The organism is Algirhabdus cladophorae (genome assembly GCF_044772865.1).
Classification (GTDB): Bacteria; Pseudomonadota; Alphaproteobacteria; order Rhodobacterales; family Rhodobacteraceae; genus Algirhabdus; species Algirhabdus cladophorae.
The window spans coordinates 149,370-172,300 of the sequence record NZ_CP173029.1; the positions used below are offsets into that span (position 1 = coordinate 149,370).

15 protein-coding genes are annotated in these 22,931 nt (G+C 56.1%); 7 read left to right on the forward strand and 8 right to left on the reverse strand.

The features are described from left to right. The first annotated feature begins 6 nt into the window (after nucleotides 1-6). The 5 genes from ACIRQ6_RS00670 to ACIRQ6_RS00690 all read left to right on the forward strand — a co-directional run bounded on the left by ACIRQ6_RS00670 (nucleotide 7) and on the right by ACIRQ6_RS00690 (nucleotide 5,634). On the forward strand, nucleotides 7-978 hold the full coding sequence (locus ACIRQ6_RS00670) for a Bug family tripartite tricarboxylate transporter substrate binding protein (protein WP_420862202.1): 972 nt from the start codon (nucleotides 7-9) through the stop codon (nucleotides 976-978). A 26-nt stretch (nucleotides 979-1,004) separates the two neighbouring features. Continuing rightward, nucleotides 1,005-1,508 carry a tripartite tricarboxylate transporter TctB family protein gene (locus ACIRQ6_RS00675; RefSeq protein WP_420862203.1) on the forward strand — a complete coding sequence of 168 codons (504 nt, stop codon included), beginning with the start codon at nucleotides 1,005-1,007 and terminating at the stop codon, nucleotides 1,506-1,508. Between the two features lie 42 nt (nucleotides 1,509-1,550). Next, nucleotides 1,551-3,062, forward strand: coding sequence for a tripartite tricarboxylate transporter permease (locus tag ACIRQ6_RS00680; protein ID WP_420862204.1), 1,512 nt, complete (start codon nucleotides 1,551-1,553; stop codon nucleotides 3,060-3,062). Nucleotides 3,063-3,131: 69 nt separating this feature from the next. Next, nucleotides 3,132-4,643, forward strand: coding sequence for an AMP-binding protein (locus ACIRQ6_RS00685; protein ID WP_420862205.1), 1,512 nt, complete (start codon nucleotides 3,132-3,134; stop codon nucleotides 4,641-4,643). 10 nt (nucleotides 4,644-4,653) lie between these two features. Next, nucleotides 4,654-5,634, forward strand: coding sequence for a 2-dehydropantoate 2-reductase (locus ACIRQ6_RS00690; RefSeq protein ID WP_420862206.1), 981 nt, complete (start codon nucleotides 4,654-4,656; stop codon nucleotides 5,632-5,634). An 86-nt stretch (nucleotides 5,635-5,720) separates the two neighbouring features. On the opposite strand, the gene ACIRQ6_RS00695 is transcribed toward ACIRQ6_RS00690, so the two are convergent. Continuing rightward, the gene (locus tag ACIRQ6_RS00695; protein WP_420862207.1) at nucleotides 5,721-7,643 is read right to left on the reverse strand and encodes a hypothetical protein; all 1,923 of its coding nucleotides are present in this window, start codon (nucleotides 7,641-7,643) and stop codon (nucleotides 5,721-5,723) included. 173 nt (nucleotides 7,644-7,816) lie between these two features. On the opposite strand from ACIRQ6_RS00695, the gene ACIRQ6_RS00700 reads away from it, so the two are divergent. Both ACIRQ6_RS00700 and ACIRQ6_RS00705 read left to right on the forward strand, forming a co-directional pair. Continuing rightward, nucleotides 7,817-9,565, forward strand: coding sequence for an alpha/beta fold hydrolase (locus ACIRQ6_RS00700; protein WP_420862208.1), 1,749 nt, complete (start codon nucleotides 7,817-7,819; stop codon nucleotides 9,563-9,565). A 93-nt stretch (nucleotides 9,566-9,658) separates the two neighbouring features. Continuing rightward, entirely contained in the window at nucleotides 9,659-9,856 is a 198-nt protein-coding gene (locus ACIRQ6_RS00705) for a hypothetical protein (RefSeq protein ID WP_420862209.1), read from the forward strand. A gap of 4 nt (nucleotides 9,857-9,860) precedes the next feature. Here ACIRQ6_RS00705 and ACIRQ6_RS00710 read toward each other — a convergent pair whose 3' ends face one another. The 7 genes from ACIRQ6_RS00710 to ACIRQ6_RS00740 are packed head-to-tail and all read right to left on the reverse strand — an operon-like array spanning nucleotide 9,861 to nucleotide 22,865. Next, complete coding sequence (locus ACIRQ6_RS00710; RefSeq protein WP_420862210.1) at nucleotides 9,861-11,492, reverse strand: alpha-D-glucose phosphate-specific phosphoglucomutase; 1,632 nt, start codon at nucleotides 11,490-11,492, stop codon at nucleotides 9,861-9,863. Beyond that, a complete protein-coding gene (gene malQ, locus ACIRQ6_RS00715) occupies nucleotides 11,473-13,464 on the reverse strand; it encodes a 4-alpha-glucanotransferase (protein ID WP_420862211.1) in 1,992 nt (663 codons plus the stop codon). The genes ACIRQ6_RS00710 and malQ overlap by 20 nt, the downstream gene beginning before the upstream one ends. Then, entirely contained in the window at nucleotides 13,461-15,569 is a 2,109-nt protein-coding gene (glgX, locus tag ACIRQ6_RS00720; RefSeq protein WP_420862212.1) for a glycogen debranching protein GlgX, read from the reverse strand. Before glgX ends, malQ begins: the two co-directional genes overlap by 4 nt. Further along, nucleotides 15,566-17,002, reverse strand: a complete 1,437-nt coding sequence (gene glgA, locus ACIRQ6_RS00725) for a glycogen synthase GlgA (RefSeq protein ID WP_420862213.1) — start codon at nucleotides 17,000-17,002, stop codon at nucleotides 15,566-15,568. The genes glgX and glgA overlap by 4 nt, the downstream gene beginning before the upstream one ends. Before the next feature lie 4 nt (nucleotides 17,003-17,006). Further along, entirely contained in the window at nucleotides 17,007-18,263 is a 1,257-nt protein-coding gene (gene glgC / locus ACIRQ6_RS00730; RefSeq protein ID WP_420862214.1) for a glucose-1-phosphate adenylyltransferase, read from the reverse strand. A 34-nt stretch (nucleotides 18,264-18,297) separates the two neighbouring features. Continuing rightward, nucleotides 18,298-20,493, reverse strand: a complete 2,196-nt coding sequence (glgB, locus tag ACIRQ6_RS00735) for a 1,4-alpha-glucan branching protein GlgB (RefSeq protein WP_420862215.1) — start codon at nucleotides 20,491-20,493, stop codon at nucleotides 18,298-18,300. After that, nucleotides 20,490-22,865, reverse strand: a complete 2,376-nt coding sequence (locus tag ACIRQ6_RS00740; RefSeq protein WP_420862216.1) for a glycogen/starch/alpha-glucan phosphorylase — start codon at nucleotides 22,863-22,865, stop codon at nucleotides 20,490-20,492. The genes glgB and ACIRQ6_RS00740 overlap by 4 nt, the downstream gene beginning before the upstream one ends. Between the last annotated feature and the right edge of the window lie 66 nt (nucleotides 22,866-22,931).

Consider the following 22,931-nt stretch of genomic DNA (forward strand, 5'->3'; position numbering starts at 1 on the left):
TAAGACATGAAACTCACCAAACGACTTTTTCTAGGGCTTGCCACTGGCGCAACTCTTGCAACTTTGCCTCTGACCGCGTTGGCGCAAGACTGGCAACCCAAACGCCCAGTTGATTTCACAATCATGGCCGGTTCCGGCGGTGGCGCTGATCAGATTGCGCGTTTTGTTCAGTCTGTCGTTGAAGCCAATGATATGACCAATCGTCCCTTGATCCCTACAAACCGTGGCGGCGGTTCGGGCGCTGAGGCTTTGCTGCATCTCAATGATGCGCGGGATGCGGACCACACACTGATGGTCACGTTGAACTCGTTTTACACCACACCGATCCGCCAAGAGGGTCTCGGCGTTGACATCGAAACCTTTACCCCGATCACCATGATGGGTGTCGATCCTTTTGTTCTTTGGGTTCACAAAGAGTCCGGTATCACCACGTTTGAGCAATACATCGACAAAGTGAAAGGTATGGACGGCGAGTTCGTCATGGGCGGCACAGGATCGGGTCAAGAAGACTCAATTGTCATCGCTTATATGTCTGGCGCCTATGATCTGGACATCAAGTACATCCCATACGACGGCGGCGGCGCTGTGGCCAAAGACCTTGCCGGTCAACAAATCATGGCAACAGTCAACAACCCTGCCGAAGCCAAAGGCTTCTATGAAGCGGGCGAATTTGTCCCCCTTCTGGCGTTCTCGGATGAACGTATGGACGCGTATCCTGATGTGCCGACGATGAAGGAAAAAGGCCACGACTTTTCGTACTATAACCAGCGTGCCATTGTTGGCGCTCCGGGTATGTCAGACGAGGCTGCAGCCTACTACCGCGATCTGTTTGGCAAGGTTTATGCAGGCGACGATTGGCAGGGCTATTTGACGTCTGAAAGCCTGTCCCCGCTTCCTATGAACGAAGCTGAGACACGCTCGTACTGGGCCGTTCAGGTCGAAAACCACCGTCAATTGCTGTCTGAGATCGGCGGCTAAGTTCAAAGCATGGAAAGGGGGCAGTTATGCGCCAAGGTGAAATATCACTCGCGGGGATTCTTGCCCTCTTTTCCCTATATCTGATGTGGAAAAGCACTGAACTGCCCATCGGATATATCCGCGGCCAAGGCCCCGGTGGTGGCTTTTGGCCGTTCTGGTTGTCGGCGGGTATGTTGCTAAGCTGTGGGGCTATTGCTTGGAATTGGTGGCGGGGCAAAAGCCCAGCCTCTGTCTCTAACGAGCCGCTGATGGATGCATTCGGCTGGCGCACAGTGGTCCTTGTAGGCGGAGGCGTGATCGGTTTTGTGGCGTTGATCGCTGTGGTGTCGATGTATGGCGCGGTCTGCCTGTTCTTGATCTACTACTTGCGGTTTTTGGGGCGGCATTCGTGGTTTTTGACACTGGCCATGGCGATTGCTTTGCCCATTGGATTGTTCTTCTTTTTCGAAGGCGCGATGCAAATTTCTATGCCGCAAGGACTGCCCTTCACCCAACCGTTCTTCGATGTGATGTACGACATCATTTATTAATGCTGCCACGCTTTCTCAACCGGCCCTGACCCGAGGACAATCATGGAAGTTTTCTCATTTCTTGCTGATGGCGTTTTGCTTGCGCTGCAACCGGTCAATCTGGGCTTGATCTTGATTGGTGTCACGGTTGGGTTGTTCATTGGTGCTATGCCGGGGCTGGGATCGGTGAATGGCGTAGCGATTTTGCTGCCGATTACGTTTCTGGTTCCGCCGTCGTCGGCCATCATTTTCCTTGCAGCGATCTACTATGGCGCCATGTATGGCGGGGCGATTTCATCGGTGACCCTTGGAATACCGGGGGCATCAACGGCCGTGGCCACCACCTTTGATGGGCGGCCCTTGGCGCTGCAGGGCAGGGCAAGCCTGGCCTTGGTTACTGCCGCCCTTGCGTCCTTTGTCGGCGGCACCGTGGCGACGGTATTTTTCACACTCTTTGCGCCACTTCTGGCGACGGTCGCTTTATCGTTCGGCCCGCCGGAAATTTTTGCCCTTATGTTGTTGGCTTTTGCGACCTTTGTGGGCCTTGGCGGTGATGACATTCCCAAAACCATTTTTTCGATTTGTTTTGGCTTGGTTCTGGCAACAGTTGGCTTTGACACGATTTCGGGCGAGCCACGCTTGGTGCTATTCGATATAAAAGGGTTCTTGCGCGGGATCGGCTTTATTGTGCTGGCCATCGGCGTCTATGGCATTGGCGAGATGATATGGACGATCGAACAAACCCGCGGTGAGATCACAACAACAAACCCCAAGATGACGGCCAAGGGCCTTGCCTCTGACGCCAAAGAAGCTGTGCGTCGGGGCTGGAAAGGCACGTGGGTTGGCTCACTTTTAGGGTTCTTTGTGGGCGTTTTGCCTGCGGCTGGGGCGACGCCCGGCTCGCTGATGTCTTATGGTGTGGCCAAAATGATCTCGAAAACTCCTGAGGAATACGGGCAAGGCACACCTGATGGCGTGGCGGCTCCAGAGGCTGCGAACAACTCAGCCTCGACAGGGTCTATGTTGCCTATGCTGACCCTCGGTATTCCCGGCTCGCCGACGACAGCTATTTTGTTGGGTGGTATGGTCATTTGGGGCCTGACACCGGGTCCGCGTCTGTTTGTGGATCAAAGCGAATTTGTGTGGGGCCTGATTGGGTCTTTCTATATCTCAAACCTCGCTGCGGTATTGATCAACCTCGCGTTTATCCCGCTTTTTGTGTGGATGCTGCGGATGCCGTTTACGATCCTTGCCCCGCTGATCTTTGTTCTTTCGATTGTCGGCGGGTTTGCTGCGTCGCGCAGTATGCACGACCTTTGGCTGATCGTGATTTTCGGGCTTGGCGCGTTCTTTATGCGCAAGTTCGATTATCCGCTTGCCCCTGCGGTTCTGGCGATTGTCCTTGGCCCAATCGCCGAGCCGACTTTGCGACAATCCTTGCTGCTATCGTCGGGCGATCCGATGATCTTTTTCAACAGACCTATCGCTGGTCCTATTACAGTCATTGCGATCATCCTGATCCTTTTGCCCGCTTTGAAGCTGCTGCGTCGCCGCAAAACAGTGGTCACTGACTAAGCCGCGCGTTAAACCTGTTCTAGCCCCGGGGCCCATGCGCCATCGAACCCTACGAGAGACAAACATCACATGCAGACACTTGAACACCTGATCCAGCAGCATCCTGACAGTGCCAATGCCATTGGCGCCCCTGGCCGAGATTGGTTGAGCTACGGCGACCTCAAAACGCTGACGCAATCTGTGCGGACTGTTTTGCGCAATGCCGGTGTGGGTGCCCAAGACCGGGTTGCGATTGTGCTGCCCAATGGGCCGGAGATGGCAGCAGCGTTTATCGCTGTGGCGCAATCGGCCACCACGGCACCGTTGAACCCGGCCTACAAGGAAGACGAATTCGCGTTCTATCTCGAAGACCTTAAGGCGCGCGCGATTATTGTCGAAGCAGGCTACGACGGCCCCGCCCGTGCGGCGGCCAATCGGTTTGACATGACGGTGATCGAACTGACGCCTGCAAATCCTGCGGGCAATTTCACTCTGTCCACGGATGTCACAGGACAGGCTGAAGATGTTGCTCCAACAGCAGATGATATAGCGCTGATCTTGCACACGTCTGGCACCACATCGCGGCCCAAGATTGTGCCGCTGTTGCAATCGAATGTGGCTGCTTCGGCTGAAAACATCCGGGCATCCCTCGCGCTAACCCCGGAGGATACCTGTCTCAACGTGATGCCTTTGTTCCATATCCATGGCCTCGTGGCTGCTGTCAGTGCTTCGCTGGCTGCGGGTGCATCGATTTCTTGTGCGCCGGGATTTGATGCGCTCAAGTTTTATGGTTGGCTCGAGGAAGTCGACCCCAGCTGGTATACGGCCGTTCCGACCATGCATCAGGCGATTTTGGCACGTGCGCCGCGTAACGCCGAGATTATCAAAAATGCGCGCCTTCGCTTTTTGCGGTCGTCGTCGTCATCATTGCCGGGTCCGGTCATGACGCAATTGGCAGACACCTTTGATGCGCCAGTAGTCGAGGCCTATGGCATGACCGAAGCTGCACACCAGATGTGTTGCAACCCGATTGAACCGGGCAAGCAAAAACCGGGTGCTGTAGGTCTGCCCGCTGGCCCGGAAGTCCGCATTGCGCACGAGATTGAAAATCGTCTGGTCGATGGTGTCGGCGAGATCTCGATCTCGGGCCCGAATGTTACCCCCGGCTATGAAGCCAACCCGGAAGCCAACGAAAAGAACTTTTTTGAGGCCGATGGCAAACGGTGGTTCCGCACTGGTGATCAGGGGATGTTTGACGAAGACGGCTATTTGTCCCTGACGGGGCGCCTGAAGGAAATCATCAACCGTGGCGGCGAAAAAATCAGCCCGCTAGAGGTCGACGGTATCTTGTCGGATCACCCCGCCGTTGGGCAGTGCGTGACTTTTGCAATGCCGCATCCCAAATTGGGCGAAGAGGTCGCGGCGGCAGTGGTTCTAAAGGACGGCCAAGAGGCCACAGACCGCGAGATCCGCGATTTCGCTGGCGAACGGCTGGCTGCATTCAAGGTACCGCGTAAAATCCTTATCCTTGATGAAATTCCTAAAGGTGCCACAGGCAAGCTGCAGCGGATCGGCTTGGCGGAAAAGCTGGGCTTGGGCTAGGGAGCAGAGAATGAAGATTTGTATTTTTGGCGCCGGGGCCATCGGTGGGTATATGGGCGCAAAATTGGCGCAGGCTGGTGCAGATGTCAGCCTCGTGGCGCGGGGTCCTCACCTCAAGGCCATGCGCGAAAACGGGCTGCGGCTGATTGAGGAAAGTGGTGAGACAACCGTGAACGTCACGGCCTCCGATAACGCCGCTGATTTGGGTCCGCAAGATTATGTCATCGTCACGCTCAAGGCGCATTCTGTTCCGGCAGTTGTGCCGCACATGCAGCCATTGATTGGCGAGGACACGACAATTGTATCGGGCGTGAATGGCGTGCCTTGGTGGTATTTCCACAAAACCGGCGAGGACTTGGAAGGCACCCGTCTGGAAACCGTGGATCCGGGCGGCGCACAATGGGATGGCTTTGGTCCGGATCGTGTGTTGGGCTGCGTTGTCTATCCAGCAGCAGAAGTTATTGAACCGGGCGTGGTCAAGCATATTGAGGGCAACCGCTTTTCTCTGGGCGAACCGGACGGCTCAAAATCCGAGCGCGCCGTGGCCCTGTCAAAGGCGCTTATGGCGGCAGGGTTAAAGGCCCCAGTCCGGCCCAAGATTAGGGATGAGATCTGGGTGAAGTTATGGGGGAACCTCTCGTTCAATCCGATCTCGGCCCTGACCCATTCGACCCTTGATGTCTTGTGCACAGACCCCGGCACCCGAGAGGTTGCGCGCAACATGATGTTGGAGGCACAAACCATCGCAGAAAAACTGGGCGTTAAATTTCCCATCGACGTGGATCGCCGGATCCAAGGTGGTGCGGATGTAGGCGCGCATCGCACCTCAATGTTGCAAGACCTCGATCAAGGGCGCCCCATGGAAATCGATGCCCTTGTTGGATCCGTAAAGGAGCTTGGGCGTGTTACCCAAACCCCAACACCTACAATCGACACTGTCCTATCCCTGATCGCATTGCGCGGTAAGACAGCGGGCCTTTATGGGACCTAAAACGGGCCGAGCATGACCGCACCTGCGGGGCTGGTGCGCAGAATACTAGCCCCCTTAAAACACATGCGGAACAGGCCCTTGAGTGTTCAAAATATAAAGTCGGGGTCGGTCAACTGGCCGATGGTAAAGCCCTGCATCAAGATTGCATTGCCGTCCCCCATATCGATCTGGACGCCATTGTTCACTTGGCGCACATCGAACGTGTTTTGCAGGTGATTGAGGTCGATCAATTCAAAGGCGCTCATATCGATCTGGTCTGTACCATTGGTAAAATCAGTGATCACGTCATAGCCGCCATCGCGACTAAAGACGAAAATATCATTGCCGCCTGAGCCTATTAAAATGTCGTCACCACGCCCGCCGATCAGAGTATCGTTGCCAGCAGAGCCATCCATATTGTCATCGCCATTACCGCCCACCAGCAAGTCATCGCTGGCCCCGCCAATCATCGTATCGTCATCCTTGCCGCCAAAAAGGCGATCGTTGCCACGCCCACCGTCTAGGAAGTCATCGCCACGGCCCCCGTTCAGACGGTCACCGCCGTTGCCACCGAAAAGTTCATCTTCTCCGTCTTTGCCCGACAGAATGTCGCTGTTATCGCCGCCCAAGAAAGTATCGTCCTGGCTGGCACCTGTGATCCGGTCGTCGCCCAAACCACCATCGACAGCGCCAGTGAGATAGCCATCCACCTTGCCGCGATAGATGTCATCGCCGTCGCCTAAGGTGACTGCGCCAAACACTTCACCAGAGTTAACCATCAGGTCGTTACCACCGAGCAGTTCAGCCCCGCCGTCGATAGTGCCTGTATTGCGCAGCACATCGCCAAAGTTCGCGTCCATCTGAACCGCAAAGCCGCCGCTGCTGTCATTGCCAACAATCAAACCCGTGTTGAGAACTGAGGTGCCATTCAAATTGAGGTCAGTCTCGACATCAACAGCGATGCCCGCAAGGCTCTCGATGGTGCCGCTATTCACGAGGCGCCCCCCGTCGGACAGGATGAAGACGCCGGTGCCTGCGGTGGTTGAAATTTCGCCTGAGTTGTTCAACAGGAAATTAACTGTGTCGCCAAAAGCGCCGGCTGTGATGCCGTCGTCCGTTGCAGTGATGGTCCCACTATTGGTGACGAGAATATCGTTGCCAGTAATTAGAAGCCCATCATCGCCCGCGTTGATTATGCCGGAATTTTGAATAACGTTGCCCGAGCCGCTGGTTATCTCCATCCCATCTAAGTCTGCACTTATACGTCCGGTGTTTGTAAGCTGAATGTTGGCTCCGCTTACATCAATTCCGTGGCCGCCTGCAGTAATGCTGCCGCCATTACTGACAATGCTGCCAGCCGCGTTGGTAAGATCCAGCCCATCTCCGCCGCTGCTCAAGCTGCCTGTGTTGGAAATTTTTGCGTCGACCCCGTCCATTTCAACGGCTTCTGCTCCCGCCAGAATACTGCCATCATTGGTAAAGACGCTGTCGACCCCGTTAAGCTCGACCCCGTCGACAGCGCCCGTGATTGTGCCGGTGTTCAGGAAGATATTTTTTGTGGTGTCGGCACCACTATCGATAAAGACGGCGTCGTTGCTAGTGGACACCAAGTTGCCAGTGTTGGTGATAGTGTTGCCACCGAGACGGAAATCGATCGTTGTATTGTCGGCAGTGATTGTGCCGCTGTTGAATACTGTGTGGCCGCCAAAGCTGCTGAACAAAGCGTCGTCTGAGCCCGCAACAGTCCCACCCAGTGTCAAATATGAACTGGCCGCAGTCAGTGTGATGGCATCGCCTGTTAGGCCCGTGATCGCGCCCATGCTGCCAAGGGTCAGTTGGTTTGATCCGCCCAGACTGATCCCCACGCTTGATCCAACGACTTCGCCATAGAAGGCAGACTGGACACCGCTGCCTGTGGTCAGTGCGGTTCCATCAACCGCCAAAAGGCTGAAGGTAGCTTGATACACTTCATCATTTGCTGCGATTGTTTGTGCGGTATCTTCAGAGCTATCTAAGAGGGTAAATGCCATTTTGTGTTTCTTCCTGTTTCAAATCGATGTGGTTTTCTAAGTTGCCCAAAGGTTAACAGAAGCGCGCAATCTGGCCATACCCCATATGGTATACGTGGCCGCAAATTTGGTGGCGTTCGTGGTGTATGCAATTGGGGTATTTTCTTGTGATTGCGGTACGATAAGGTACCCTTATGAGCCAACCTGAAACACCATTGGAACAAGACACGTTTTCGGCCCGTTTGTTGGCGCTGTTGGATCATGCCTATGACGCAGCCGAAAACCCAAACGGCTTTGATGATTTGTTTACTGTGGCGGATAGTTTCTTTTTTCCGCGCTCGGCGATTGCAGGTTTGGCAGATGATATGGACCAGGCCCAAGCCGTATCTGCCGGGATGGACGGGCACCTCAAGCGGTTGCAAAGCCTGATCGATCGGTCCGAGGTTGAAATGGCCGGGGGGCGCCGTGTCTCTGGTGGGCCGCAGCTGGCGAATATGGTGATTTCGGCTGATGGGGCGCGGATTGTGGGCAACGCCGCTGCCGGGCAATTGTTGGGGGCTGATTTTCCTGTGGCGCTGGATCAGTTGGCCTTGATGCCGCTCTCGCGAGAGACCTTGCGCAACTGTCTGTCGGATCTGCGCAAAGGGCATTTTGAGGGCAGTACGGTTATTCCGTTTCAGCATATGGATCAGGCCAAGCCCTATTTGGCCAAGTGCACCAAGCTGCAATCGCGCAATGCGGATGGGTCGATCACCCGCGGCCTCAGCATTACCGTCAATCATGTGGATTGGCGCGATGATACCCTCAGTTATGCAGCAGGCACCTTTGGGTTGACCCCGGCCGAGACCGATCTGTTGGCCTGTTTGCTGGACGGCATGACCTATATGCAAGCCGCTGACGCATTGGACAAAAGCCGCGAGACCCTCAAGGTGCAGGCCAAGTCGATCCTGCGCAAATCCGGTGCGCCGCAGATGTCCGATATGGTGCATTTGATGATGAGTTATGCGTTTTTGGCCGAACCCACAGCGCAGGATGCGGGGCTGGATGCCACGCGTTTTCACACTCAAGGCGATCATGATTTGATTGGCGCTGACGGTGGGCGGCATATTCAGGTCAACCGCTACGGTCAACGTGGTGGGCGGCCTTTGATCTTTTTTCATGGGCTTTATCAGGGGCCTTATTTGACCGATGCGTTGAACCAAGGCTTTCACGACGCAGGGTTCGAGGTGTTTGCGCCCTCACGCCCGGGGTTTAACCGCAGTGATCCACCTCTGAAATGGGACCAGTTCAATCAAACGGTCACTGATGATGTGCTTGCGGTTTGCGCCCATTATGGCGTGGGTCAGATGGATTTTATTGTGCATCACGCAGGCATCAGTTTTGCCTGTCGTGCTGGCGGGGCGTTGGTTGGGCGCGTGGGGTCTGCTGTGATGGTGGGGGCCGGTGTTCCTATCAAGGATTATATGCTCAAGACCATGAACACCGAGGCGCGCGTGGCCGGTGCCGCAGTTAAATATGCGCCCAAGCTTTTGGACATGCTGTTGCGTCTTGGGATTGCGAAATGGCGTAGGCAGGGGGCCTATGCCTACCTCAACAACCTCTTGCCTGAAGGCGCGCCGGATCGAGAAACCTTGAATGATCCGCTGACTGGCCCTGTGATGGAGAAGGGGATTTTGCACATGATCAGCCAAGGCTCCCAAACGATTATCCACGATGGGATGTCTGCCATGGGCGATTGGGAACCGGTTTATCCCCTGTTGCCTGCGCGCCAATTATGGCTGCACGGGGCCCATGATTCCGTGATGAACCACAAGTTTGTCGAGGAGTTTCTGGCCGCTAAGGGCCAACCAGCACCTGTGATTTATCCCGACAGGGGTGGTGATGTGCTGTTGGGGGCCTCGCAGGATGTCCTTGAAAGAATTCAGAATTTTTTGACAGCATAACTTCGCGGGGTGATGGCATGCCCTTCAAGACCCTTTAACCCCCGCATCACGTACCGGATTTCAGCCGGTCTAGGTGTATTCAACGGACCCTTTATGACGGTTTCGAAATTTCCAGCCGGCGCCAGCGCTGTTGGTGTGGCACTGACCTTGGTCAAGCCTGTGCAGGCTGCAACCTGCACCTACGATATTGATCACACTTTTGGCCTGATGCGGGACAGTCTTTTGGGCGTCTATGCCAAGCCACCGGGGGGGCTTGGTGGTTTGGCGCTGTTGCGCTGCCGCAGAGCCTGACCTTCTAAGTCATCACATCAGGGGCCGAACGCCCGGTGCGGTTTTCAAGATCGCACAGGGTGTTCACGGCCTGCGCAAGATCGCTGAGTGCTGTTTGGGTCTCGATGGTCAAGTCACCGTTGGGCCCTTCATAGCGTTCTAAGTAAATTCGCAGCGTTGCCCCTTCGGTCCCGGTACCGGACAGGCGCAGTACTGCGCGACCATCGTCTCTAAACTGTAGCCGCAGCCCTTGATTTTGGCTGACGGATCCATCCACTGGATCTGTGTAGGAAAACTGATCAGCCTGGGTGATCGTACATGGGCCAAAAGCTTGGCCCGCCAGATCTGGTAGGGCCTTAGTCAGGTCAGCCATGAGTAAATTTGCAGCGGTCGCATCTACGGCCTCATAATCATGACGCGAATAGTAATCGCGGCCATAGGTCGACCAGTGGTCAGTCAGGATGTCCTGCACAGAAGTTTTGCGCTGGGCCAATATGTTCAACCACAACAACACGGCCCATAAGCCGTCTTTCTCGCGCACATGGTCGCTGCCGGTGCCAGCGCTTTCTTCGCCACACAGGGTCACGCGGCCCGCGTCCAGCAAGCTACCAAAGAATTTCCACCCCGTTGGGGTTTCGTAGCTGTCGACACCCAATGCCTTGGCCACACGGTCGCTGGCGCGGCTGGTGGGCATGGACCGGGCCACACCTGCGATCCCTTTGGCGTACCCTGGGGCCAGATGCGCATTTGCAGCCAGAACCGCCAAACTGTCCGACGGCGTGACATAGATCCCGCGTCCAAGGATCATATTGCGATCCCCATCCCCATCCGAGGCGGCGGCAAAGTCTGGTCCTTCCGGTGCCATCACCATATCAACCAATGGCTTGGCCCAAATCGGGTTCGGATCTGGATGACCTTTGCCAAAATCAACTGACGGCACCCCGTTCAAAACTGTGCCTTTCGGGGCGCCCAGCATGTCTTGCAAAATGGTCGTGGCATACGGGCCAGTGATCGCATGCATCGCATCAAACCGCAGGGTAAAACCGCTTTGGATCAAATCCCGGATCGCGTCGAAATCAAAAAGCTCCTGCATTAAGGTTGCGTAGTCTGCGACGGTGTCGACGATTTCGACCTGTGTCTCGCCCAAAGAATGGGTGCCAATGGTGGCCAGATCCAGATCAGGTGCCTCTAGCGTGACATAGCTGGTCAGGCTTTTTGTTTGCGCGAAAATGGCGTCAGTGATGCCTTCGGGGGCCGGTCCGCCATTGCTGATGTTATACTTCAGGCCGAAATCCGCATCGATCCCGCCGGGGTTATGGCTGGCCGACAGGATCAGCCCCCCATCCGCGGCGCGCTTGCGGATCAAATGTGATGCCGCTGGTGTGGACAGCAGGCCGCCTTGGCCCACGATCACCTGTTTGGCCCCCCCGGCTGAGGCCATGCGCAGGATGATCTGGATGGCCTCGGCGTTGTAATACCGGCCGTCACCGCCAACGACCAATGTTTTGCCAGCAACACCGCCAATGGCGTTGAAAATAGACTGGACAAAGCACTCCACATAGCCCGGTTGCATGAACACTTTGGTCTTTTTCCGCAGGCCGGAGGTGCCGGGTTTTTGGCCCTCAAACGGGGTGCAGTTATGGGTGATTGGGGTCATGATCGGTCTCCGGTTCAGACGGCTGTGCAGGGCGATTTGCCTGCAGGATATCAGCAATTTGACGCAAAGCCTGTGATTGTCCAAGGTCTTGGACTGCGACAGGCAGGCGGCGTTGCCAATTTGGATGCTCGTTTATGGTGCCCGGTAGGTTTTGCGCCTGTGTCAAACCAAGGGCATCTTCCAGCTGGACACTGACCAAGGCCGAAGGCGCGCGGGCCAAATGGGTGTGAATGGCGTGCATTGCTTGGTCTGGTTGCGCATCTGGTGTCAGGCCGCAAACTGCGCGCAAACTGGTTCTTTGTTTGGCGCGGATCCCGTGGCGTGCTGTACGCTCTGCGTCGTTAATCCATCCAACCTTGGTCCACCATTCAATGTCCGCCCCGTGCCAAAACCCTTTTAGGGTTGGCGTATCATGGGTGCTGAAACAGGCCAATGCTTGCGGTGCCAAGGTGCTGGAAGGCGCGATAGTGTCGTTTCCGCGCCCCTCAAATTGCCAGACCGCATAGCTGTAAAGGCCTGCGGCATTCATGGCTTCCCGAAACCCGTCCGGGACAAGTCCCAAGTCTTCGCCAACAATCACGCAGTCGTTTTTGTGGGCCTCAATCATGATCACAGCCAGCAAGCTGGCAAACGGTTGCGTGATGTAGCCACCGGGACTGCCGTCCTCGGGCAGCCAAAAACTGCGGGCCAACCCAAGGGCGTGATCGATGCGCAAAAGCCCGCAAGTTGCCATGAGTTTCGACAGCATCGCCCGCAATGGTTGGTAGTGATTTTTCGCAAGTTTTCCTGGTGCGTGCGCGGCCAAAGCCCAAGATTGCCCAGCAGGGCTGAGATGATCCGGGGGCGCGCCAATGGTGACGCCACGGGCGATAGTGGCGGGGTTCATCCAAACCTCGGCCCCATCAAGACGTGGTCCAACTGCAAGATCCAGATAAAGCCCAAGGCCCATACCGGCTGCGGTTGCAGCGTCTTGGGCTGCGTTGATTTGGGTCTTCGCCATCCATTGCAGCCACATGTGAAATGGGGCGCGGTCGGCGGCGGCGTTTTCTGCGGCAGGGCCAATTGTCTGTAAATCCCTTGGCCACTTTTGGAAATCCGGCCCGTGCTGTTCGCTGATCGCTTCAAACTGGGCAAATTGCGCCATTTGAGGCGACGCGTTTTTGGCCCAAGCCTCAAAATCCCCCCTTTGGGTCGAGGTCAAAAACGTTTCAAAGGCGGCCTCTAGGGCTGTGCGATGGGCCTTTCGAAAACCGTCGTAGTTAATTAGTGCGTCAGTCGGAGTTGGTCCCAACCCATCCGGTAAGGCTAAATGATCAGTGTTGAAAAAACCCCGATGGCTGGGCGAATAGGGGCTGATGATATCGTCACGCCCACGCCCCAACGCATGGATGGGATTGATCCCCAAAAACTGTGCGCCCATCGCCCCAAGTGTCTGGGCCGTATCACGCAGGTCGTTAAAATGCCCAAGCCCGCCATTAGTTTGACTGCGCAACCCATAAAGCGCCGCAGTCATGCCCCAGCCCTTGGCGCCGTTGAGTTTGGAGGCAAGAGACGGCGCGCGGCGCGGTTTGGACAGAACTAAACAATCGCTGTGCTGAGATTTCGCAGTAATGCGCAGGTGGAAATAGCCCACAGGCCGGATCGGCAAATCGATAGTATCCGTGGCACGGCCTTGGGCGATGATGGCGTCGTCTTCATCGGTGAGCACCCATTCACAAGGATGCTTCACTGGCACTGTGAGGTTCTCATCTGCAAAGGCACTCAATTCGCGCGGCAGGGTTCGGTTTTCCGTCTTTTGGGTGTTTTCCAAAAAGGCGTCGTTAGGATCAGTTGGATCCACCCCAAGGCCCGTCAAAAGAGCGCGCAACGTCTCGGGCGGGGCCGTATGATAGCGCCCGTTCAGATCATGAAACCCAGTGTGGACGCCGTGGGCTTGGGCCAGCGCCCGCAACATCTCGTCTGGCGAGTTCATTTTGCAGTGTGGTCCAATGGGCAAAAGGCGCAAAGCGATTGTGCAGGTATCAGGGCCGTTGATGCCGTGATGTGGCTGGGCGTTTGAAAGGCTTTTGCCGTATTGATTTCACAAACCCAAGTGCCTTGTTCAAGGTCGGACAGGGTCAATTCTGCATCTGTGTCTGTGCGGTTGAAGGCCAAGATAACCTCGTCTTTCAACCCATTTCCAATTTGGTTTTCCGCGGTGCCGCGCAGGTGCAGGCAAATCTGCGCCAGATCCGGGTTTTTCCAGTCCAGCGCCCCCCCTGAAAACCCGCGCCATTCCACATCAGGTTTCAGATCAGAGGTCCGGATCGCACCGTGCAGAAAATCCATTTGAGCCAGTACCGGATGGCTGCGGCGGAACGTGGAAAGGGCTGCAGTAAAATCCACAAGGTCGGTGTCGAAATCCTGCCAATTCAGCCAGCTTATTGCATTGTCCTGACAGTAAGTGTTGTTGTTACCACCTTGGGAATGGCCACCTTCGTCGCCAGCCAGCAGCATCGGTGTCCCTTGGGACACCATCACGCTGGCCAGTAGATTGCGTTGGCGCTGGGCGCGCTTGCGTTTGATGTCTGGATCATCGGAAGGGCCTTCGACACCGAAATTATCGCTGTGATTGGCGCGGTGGCCATCTTGGTTTTGCTCGCCATTCGCCTGATTGTGCCGGTTCAGATATTGCGTGGTGTCCGCCAGCGTGAACCCGTCATGGGAGGCTGCATAGTTGATCGACGACCACACCCGCCGACCACGGTGATCAAACACACCCGCCGATCCTAACAGGGCAGATCCCAGCCCTTGGGCACTATGGGCGTCGCCGCGCCAAAACTGTCGCAGGGTGTCGCGATAACGGTCGTTCCATTCGGCAAATTCAGAGGGGAAACTGCCCAACTGATACCCGCCGGGTCCGATGTCCCAAGGTTCGGCAATCAGTTTTATACCACTCAAGATAGGGTCTTGGCGCAGGGCGTCCAAAAATCCGCTGCGCCGATCAAAGCCATGCTTTTCCCGGCACAAAACCGTGGCCAGATCAAAGCGGAACCCATCAACACCCATGACTTGAACCCAGAACCGAAGGCTGTCCAACACCATGCGGATCACAAACGGATGGCTAAAATCCAATGTGTTGCCGCAACCGGTGTCATTGACATAGTAGCGGCGATTTTCGTCTTGCAGGCGATAATACGACAGATTGTCGAGCCCACGAAAGCTGAGGGTCGGTCCAAGGTGATCGCCTTCAGCGGAATGATTATAGACCACATCAAGGATCACTTCGATGCCAGCATCATGATAGGCCTGCACCATTTTGCGAAAGCCTTGGACGCCGTTTGGGCCAAAATAACGGGGTTCCGGTGCAAAGAACCCGACTGTATTATAGCCCCAGTAATTGCTCAGGCCGCGCGTGCTGAGTGCGGCTTCGGATTTGATAGCTTGGACAGGTAGCAGTTCGATTGAGGTGATCCCAAGCCTGTGCAGATGGTCCAAAATTGCCGGATGGGCCAACCCGTCAAAGGTGCCGCGCAGGGGCATTGGCACGTCGGGATGCTGGATCGTCAGGCCTTTGACGTGGGCCTCATAGATCAGGGTGTTATCCCAGCCGCGTTGGAGGTTCTGCGCATCGGGTGCGAAATCATCAGGGGTGGACACCACAGATTTTGGCACATGGGCGGCACTGTCGCGCGTATCAAAGGACAGATCTGCATTGGGATCGTTGAACTGATAGGCATAGGTCGCGCTATGGGTGCTAAATTCGCCCTGAAAGGCGCGCGCATAGGGATCGATCAGCAGTTTGTTGAGGTTAAAGCGGTGCCCTTTGGTTGGGTCAAATGCACCGGCGACACGGTAGCCATAAAGCGCGCCGGGTTGCAGTCCGGGGACATAGCCGTGCCATACCGATCCCGTGCGTTCGGGCAGAGGGATGCGGCATTCCTCAACGGTGCCATCGGTCGAGAAGAGGCACAAGAAAACCTGCTCGCCGTGTTGCGAAAACACTGCAAAGTTGACGCCGTTGCCGTCGAAGTGAGCGCCCAGTTGATGCGGGTTTCCAGCCTCTAGATCCAGTGAGACTGTGGAATGATACGTCATGATTGGATGCGTTCATAAAGGTCAAAATAAGCGCGCGCCGAGACATCCCAGCTTACCGGCTGACGCATAGCGGCCCGTTGCATATTTTGCCAGAGTTTGGTGTCGCTATGGGCGGCGATCACCCGCGATATGCCGCGTTCAACACCTGCTTGGCTGACGCTGTCCAACACAAATCCTGTGGCAACGCCCGCTGCAAGGCCGGCCATATTTGCGTCGATCACGGTATCCGCCAGCCCGCCGGTGCGCGCCACGACGGGTAAGGTGCCATAGCGCAATCCATAAAGCTGGGTCAGGCCGCAGGGTTCAAACCGCGACGGGATCAGGATTGCGTCGCTGGCTCCTTGCATCAGATGTGACAGACCCTCGTCATAGCCGATATACGCCCCGACACGGCCAGCATATTGATCTGCCGCGGCGCGAAAGCCTGCCTCCAGATCCGCATCACCACTTCCCAAGACTGCCAGTTGCGCACCTTTCTGAACCAGATGGGGAATAGCAGTTAGCAAAGCATCGAGGCCCTTTTGTTCGCTCAGACGCGTGACCACGCAAAACAGTGGCGCTTTTGGGTCCTCGTCTAGCCCTAAGCGCGTATTCAACGTGGCGCGATTTTCGGCTTTGCGTTTCAGGCTGCGCGCATCATAAGCCCGCGTTAGGGCAGGATCCTTGGCGGGGTTCCAGATGTCTGTGTCGATACCGTTCAAAATCCCGCTCAGCACATCGCGCCGGACAGTTAGAACGCCCTCTAGGCCCATCCCAAACTCAGGTGTCAGGATCTCGCGCGCGTAGGTGGGGCTGACGGTGGTGATTGCGTCGCTGAACATCATCCCCCCCTTGAGGAAACTCACGTCCCCATGAAATTCGAGGCCCTCGGGATGGAACCAATCCGGGTTCAGGGCCAGCGGCGTTAAAACGTCGGGGCCAAACCGACCTTGGAAGGCAATGTTGTGTATCGTCAGCACGGATTTGGGTGCAGCGTAGCCCGCCATGCGCAAATAAACGGGCGCAAGCGCGGCTTGCCAATCATGGGCGTGCAGGACATCAGGCTGATAGCCGTCAATTGCACCCATACAGATCCGGGCAGCCACCAATGACAGGGCTCCAAACCGCACAGCATTGTCGGACCATTCTGCACCGGTTTCGTCCTGATACAAACCACCAGCACGATCAAAAAGTTGTGGTGCATCCAGCAAAAGCAAGGTCAGGTCGCCGCTGACAACCTCCACAACACGGGCCGGACCGCCGGGCATCGTGGCAAATTGTGCAACCTCCGTGCCTTTGGCCAGCAAAGGAAAGAGGGAGGGATAACAGGGCATGAGCACCTTTGAAGTCACCCCAAGCGGTGCCAACGCGGCAGGCAAGGCGCCCACCACATCTGCCAGACCACCGGTTTTGGCAAACGGCGCACATTCCGAGGTGACCATCAAAACTTGCATTTTGCTACCCCAACGCATCGATCATATCTTGGGTGATGAGGCAAATGCCTGCATCGGTACGGCGAAATCGTTTGGCGTCGAATTCTGGATCTTCACCCACGATCAGGCCTTCGGGGATCTTCACACCCCGGTCGATGATCGCGTTCTTGATAAAGGCACGACGGCCGACCTCGGCATATGGTAAGGCGACCACGCCTTCGAGTTGCGAGAACGAGTGGGTTTTGACGCCCGTAAACAGCAAACAACGATAAAGGCTAGAGCCTGAGATGATGCAGCCCCCTGCAACCATCGAAGACACCGCTTGGCCGCGTCTGCCCTCTTCGTTGTGGATGAATTTGGCCGGTGGGGTTAGTTCGGAATAGGTCCAGATCGGCCAGTCTGTCGCAAAGATATCCAACTCTGGTTTGAAATCGGTTAAATCGATGTTGGCCTGCCAATAGGCGTCAATTGTGCCTACGTCGCGCCAGTACGGCTCGTCTTCCAGACCAGACATCACGCATGAGCGGCTAAAGGGATGCGCCCGTGCGCCGCCCGCAGCCACGATGCCGGGAATGATGTCATTGCCAAAGTCGTTGCTGCTGTCGGGATTTTCCGCATCCTTTTGCAAAATCTCATAAAGGTATTCAGCCTCGAACACATATATACCCATGCTGGCCAGCGATTTGTCTGGATCGTTGGGCATTGCAGGTGGATCGGCGGGCTTTTCGACGAACTCGAGGACTTTGTCGTCCTTATCAACGGCCATCACGCCAAAACCCGACGCCTCGGCCCTTGGAACTGCGATACAGCCCACAGTGACTTTGGCGCCTGAATTGACGTGTTCCTCGATCATAAAAGAATAGTCTTGTTTATAAATGTGATCGCCCGCAAGGATCACCACATATTTTGGACCATACCCGCGTATGATCTCGATATTTTGGGTGACCGCATCAGCCGTGCCTTTGTACCAGTTATCCTCATTGAGCTGCTGGGACGCAGGCAGGATATCGAGGCTTTCGTTCCGCTCGGCCCGAAAGAAGGACCAGCCGCGCTGCATGTGCCGGATCAGACTGTGGGCCTTGTACTGGGTGGCCACGCCGATACGGCGGATGCCCGAATTCACGGCGTTGGACAGGGCAAAGTCGATGATCCGTGTTTTGCCGCCAAAATAAACAGCGGGCTTGGCGCGGATATCGGTCATTTCCTTTAATCGGCTGCCACGTCCCCCGGCCAAAATAAAGGCCATGGATTGCTGGGCTAAGCTAAAACGATCTTCCTTCATAACGTCCTCCCACTGGATGTTGTGTTGGTGTTGTTCATGCGTTGTTCAGTTTGAAATAGACCGTGGCCAGAGGTGGCACGATGATTTCGATAGAATAGGGGCAGCCGTGTTCTGACGTGTCTTGGCTGTCTGCCCCATTCGGATTGCCAGTGTTGCTGCCGCCATAGATCGCGGCATCGGTGTTCAGAATCTCGGCCCAGTGGCCCGAAGCAGGCACGCCGATCCGGTAGCCTTCGCGCGCTACGGGCGTCATGTTGGTCACAACCAATACGGGCGGCGTACCGTCATAGCCTTGACGGGTCCAAGAGAAAACAGAATCCGCCGCATTGCCGCCGTCAATCCACCGGAACCCTTCGGGCTTGCAGTCGCGTTCATAAAGCGCGGGGGTGGCGGCATAGGTCTTGTTCAGATCGCGCACCAGATGTTGCATGCCTGCATGGGGCGTCTGGTCCATCAAATGCCAATCGAGGCTGCTTTCGTTGTTCCATTCATCGACCTGAGCAAACTCGCAGCCCATGAACAGCAGCTTTTTGCCCGGATGACCCCACATAAAGCCAAAGTAGGCGCGCAGGTTGGCAAAGCGTTGCCAATCATCGCCGGGCATCCGCGTTAACAGCGAGCCTTTGCCGTGCACCACTTCGTCATGGCTGAGGGGTAGGATGAAGTTTTCCGAGAACGCGTAATGCAGCCCGAAGGTCATCTTGTCATGGTGGTATTTGCGGTTAATCGGATCCTCGCCCATGTAGCGCAGGGTGTCGTTCATCCAGCCCATGTTCCATTTGAACCCAAAGCCAAGACCCCCGCTAGAGGTGGGGGCACTGACACCGGGGAAGGCCGTGCTTTCCTCGGCGGCGGTCATGATGCTGTCGTCGGCGGCATAAACCGCTTCATTCATCCGCTGCAAAAACGCGATGGCCTCAAGGTTTTCACGGCCACCGTGTTCATTGGGCACCCATTCGCCCTCTTTGCGGGAATAATCGCGATAAAGCATCGAGGCGACTGCATCCACGCGCAGCCCATCGATGTGATATTCCTCAAACCAGAACCGTGCATTGGCGATCAGGAAGTTCAGAACCTCGGTCCGGCCATAGTTATAGACCAACGTGTTCCAGTCGGGGTGATACCCCTCTTTGGGGTCAGCGTGCTCATAAAGGGCAGTGCCGTCAAAGGCCCCCAGCCCGTGGGTGTCTGTTGGGAAATGCCCTGGGACCCAGTCGATGATTAGTCCGATTTCGGCCTCATGGCAGGCCTCGACAAAGGCGCGGAAATCCTCGGGTGTGCCAAAGCGTGACGTGGGCGCGAAAAGGCCCACGGGCTGATAGCCCCACGAGCCGCCAAAGGGGTATTCAGATACGGGCGTCAATTCAATATGGGTAAATCCCATGTATTTCGCGTAGGGTACCAGATCAGCGGCCAATTCGCGGTAGGTCAGGGACCTGCCGCCGTCCTCGGGCACGCGTTTCCAGCTTTCCAGATGGACCTCGTAGATCGAAATGGGCGTGTCGATTTTGTGATATGCGCCGCGCTTGGTCATCCAGCCTGCATCAGACCAATTGTAGCCCGCCAGATCACGCACGACCGAGGCTGTGCGCGGCGGCAATTCTGCCCCAAATCCAACCGGATCAGCCTTGAGTGGCAAGACTGTGCCATTTGCGTCCAGAACTTCGTATTTATAGGTGGTGCCATCACCCAGATCAGGCAGGAAAATCTCGTGAACGCCTGTAGCCCCACGACGGCGCATCACATGGCGGCGGCCATCCCAACCGTTAAAGTCGCCCACAACGGAAACGCGCTTGGCATTCGGGGCCCAAACCGCGAAATGCACACCAGTGGCTTTGTCATGGTCCATGACATGGGCGCCCAGTGCTTTCCAAAGCATACCGTGCGTGCCTTCGCCCAGAAGGTATTCGTCCATTTCGCCCATGACTGCGCCAAAGCTATAGGCATCACGTTCGATCCATGTGTCCGCATCGCGGGTCATCTGCAAACGGTAGTCAAACCGCTTCTTGCGGCGTGGGATCACGGCCTCAAAAAGCCCGTCGTGCACAGGCTCCAGTGCCACAATCTTTTTGCCGGTTTTTGCGTCTAACACTGTGACGTTATGGGCCTCAGGGCGCATGGCACGCAGTACTAGCTTGCCTTCTGCCTCATGTAGGCCCAGCACCGAAAATGGATCGATATGCTGGCCTGTTACGATCGCGTCTACAGTGCTTTGATCCAACGTGCTCATGCGCTGCGGTCCATAGCCGCGCGGGGCGGATGGGCGTTCCAGATATCGCGCGCGTAGCCTTTGATGGTGCGATCCGAGGAAAACCAGCCCATAGAGGCGGTATTCATCAGGGCCATAGCGGCCCAATTGTCCGCGTTTTGATAGGCGTTGTCGGCGCGGCGCTGGGCGTCGAAATAGCTGTCGAAATCGCAGGTTACGAGGAAATAGTCGTGATCATAAAGCATCCCTACAACCCCATGATAGCGGCCGGTGTCATGGGGGGCGAACCGCCCTTCTGCGATCTGGCCCAAGACCCGTTGCAGGCGTGGGCTGGCCTCGATTGCAGCGCGGGCATAGCCGTGATGTTGACGGCGTTCCATGACTTCTGCGGCTGTCAGGCCAAAGAGGAAAAAGTTTTCGGAGCCTACATGTTCGCGAATTTCGACGTTTGCGCCATCCAAGGTGCCGATGGTGAGGGCCCCGTTCAGGGCGAATTTCATGTTGCCTGTGCCCGAAGCCTCTTTGCCTGCGGTGCTGATCTGCTCGGACAGGTCCGACGCAGGGATCAGACGTTCCGCCATGGTCACGTTGTAATTGGGCGGATAGACGATCTTTAAACGGCCCTTAGTGGCCGGATCGTTGTTGATCACTTCGGCCACGTCATTGATCAACCGGATGATGTCCTTGGCCATGTAATAGCCCGGTGCCGCCTTGCCGCCGAAAATTTTGACCCGTGGCGTCCAGTCATGATCGGGATTGTCACGCATATCGTTCCAAAGAGCGACGGTTTCCAACAGGTTCATCAGCTGACGTTTGTATTCGTGGATGCGTTTGATCTGCACATCAAACATCGCATCGGGATCCAAGGCGATGCCGCAGGTTTGCCCGATCCAATTGGACAAGGCGGCTTTGTTGTCGCGTTTGGACGCTTGGAAGGCCTGCATAAAGGCCGCATCATCGCGTTTGGCCTTTAAGGCCGTGAGTTGTTCAAGGTCCGCGACCCAGCCGTCTCCCATTGCATCTGTGATCAGATCGCGCAGGCCTGGGTTGCAGTTATACAGCCAACGGCGTGGTGTAATACCATTGGTCTGGTTGATGATCCGCGTGGGATGAATGCGGTGCAAATCGGCAAAAACCGTTTCCTTGACCAGTTCAGTGTGCAGTGCCGAGACGCCGTTGACTTTGTGGGCCATAATGAATGCCAGTTCCCCCATGCGCACGTCGCCGTGTTCCAGAATGCGCGGGCTGCCGGGGTGTTCGCGTTGTTGGGTCTCCTCGATGATGCGGATAATTTCCAGATGGCGCGGCAGAATGCGCCCCAACAACCATTCGCCCCATTTTTCCAAGGCTTCTGGCAGAAGTGTGTGGTTCGTATAGGCCAGACAGGCACGGGCCAGCGGGATCGCCTCGGCCATATCGATACCGTGTTCGTCGACCAAAACCCGGACCAATTCCGGCCCGGCAATGGCGGGGTGTGTGTCGTTAAGTTGGATCGCCACGTGCTCAGGCAGTTGGCGCAGGTCGTCGTGGTCCTGCAAATAGCGGCGCATCAAGTCTTGGATCGACGCGGCGGTAAAGAAATATTCCTGCTTGAGGCGCAATTCCTTGCCGCTGTCGGTGGTGTCATCTGGGTACAGCACGCGGCTGATGGTGCGGGCCAAGGCCTCGGACCGGCCAGCGGCCAGATAATCACCGCGGTTAAAGCTGTCGAGATCAAACTGGCTGACGGGTTCGGCCGACCACAAACGCAACGTATTGCCCCATTCGTTTTTCCAGCCAATCACAGGCGTGTCATAGGCTGTGGCAAGAACCTTTTCGCTGGGATGCCATGTGGTCTTGCCATCGTGATGGTCTACGTGACCGCCAAAGCAGATGGGAAACTGGACTTCGGGGCGCTCAAATTCCCAAGCATGGCGTTGGTTCAGCCATGTTTCGGGCCGTTCGACCTGTTGGCCTTGGGCAAAGCTTTGTTCAAACAATCCGTGCTCATAGCGTATCCCATAGCCAAAGGCAGGAATACCCAACGTGGCCAGCGAATCCATAAAACACGCCGCAAGACGGCCCAAACCACCGTTGCCAAGGGCCGCATCAGGTTCGTCATGCACGATCTCATCAAAATCCTGTCCCAAATCGGTCAGGGCGCCGCGCACAGTGTCTTCGAGTTGAAGGTTCGAGATCATATCCTCAATCAGGCGGCCAATCAGGAATTCCATCGATAGGTAATAGACCCGTTTGGATGAGGCAGCGTAGGCCTCTTTCGTGCTGTTGAACCATGTATCGACCATCTGGTCGCGCACCGTCAGGGAAACAGCCATACGCCAGTCATACACCGAAGCGTGGTCTGCATCTTTGCCCAGCGAGAACTGCAATCGATTGAGAATGTCGTCTTTCATATGATCCCTAAAAGCCTTTGTATCTGTGTTAGCGCTAACTACTTTGCCCTAGCAGCACTCGGCGCC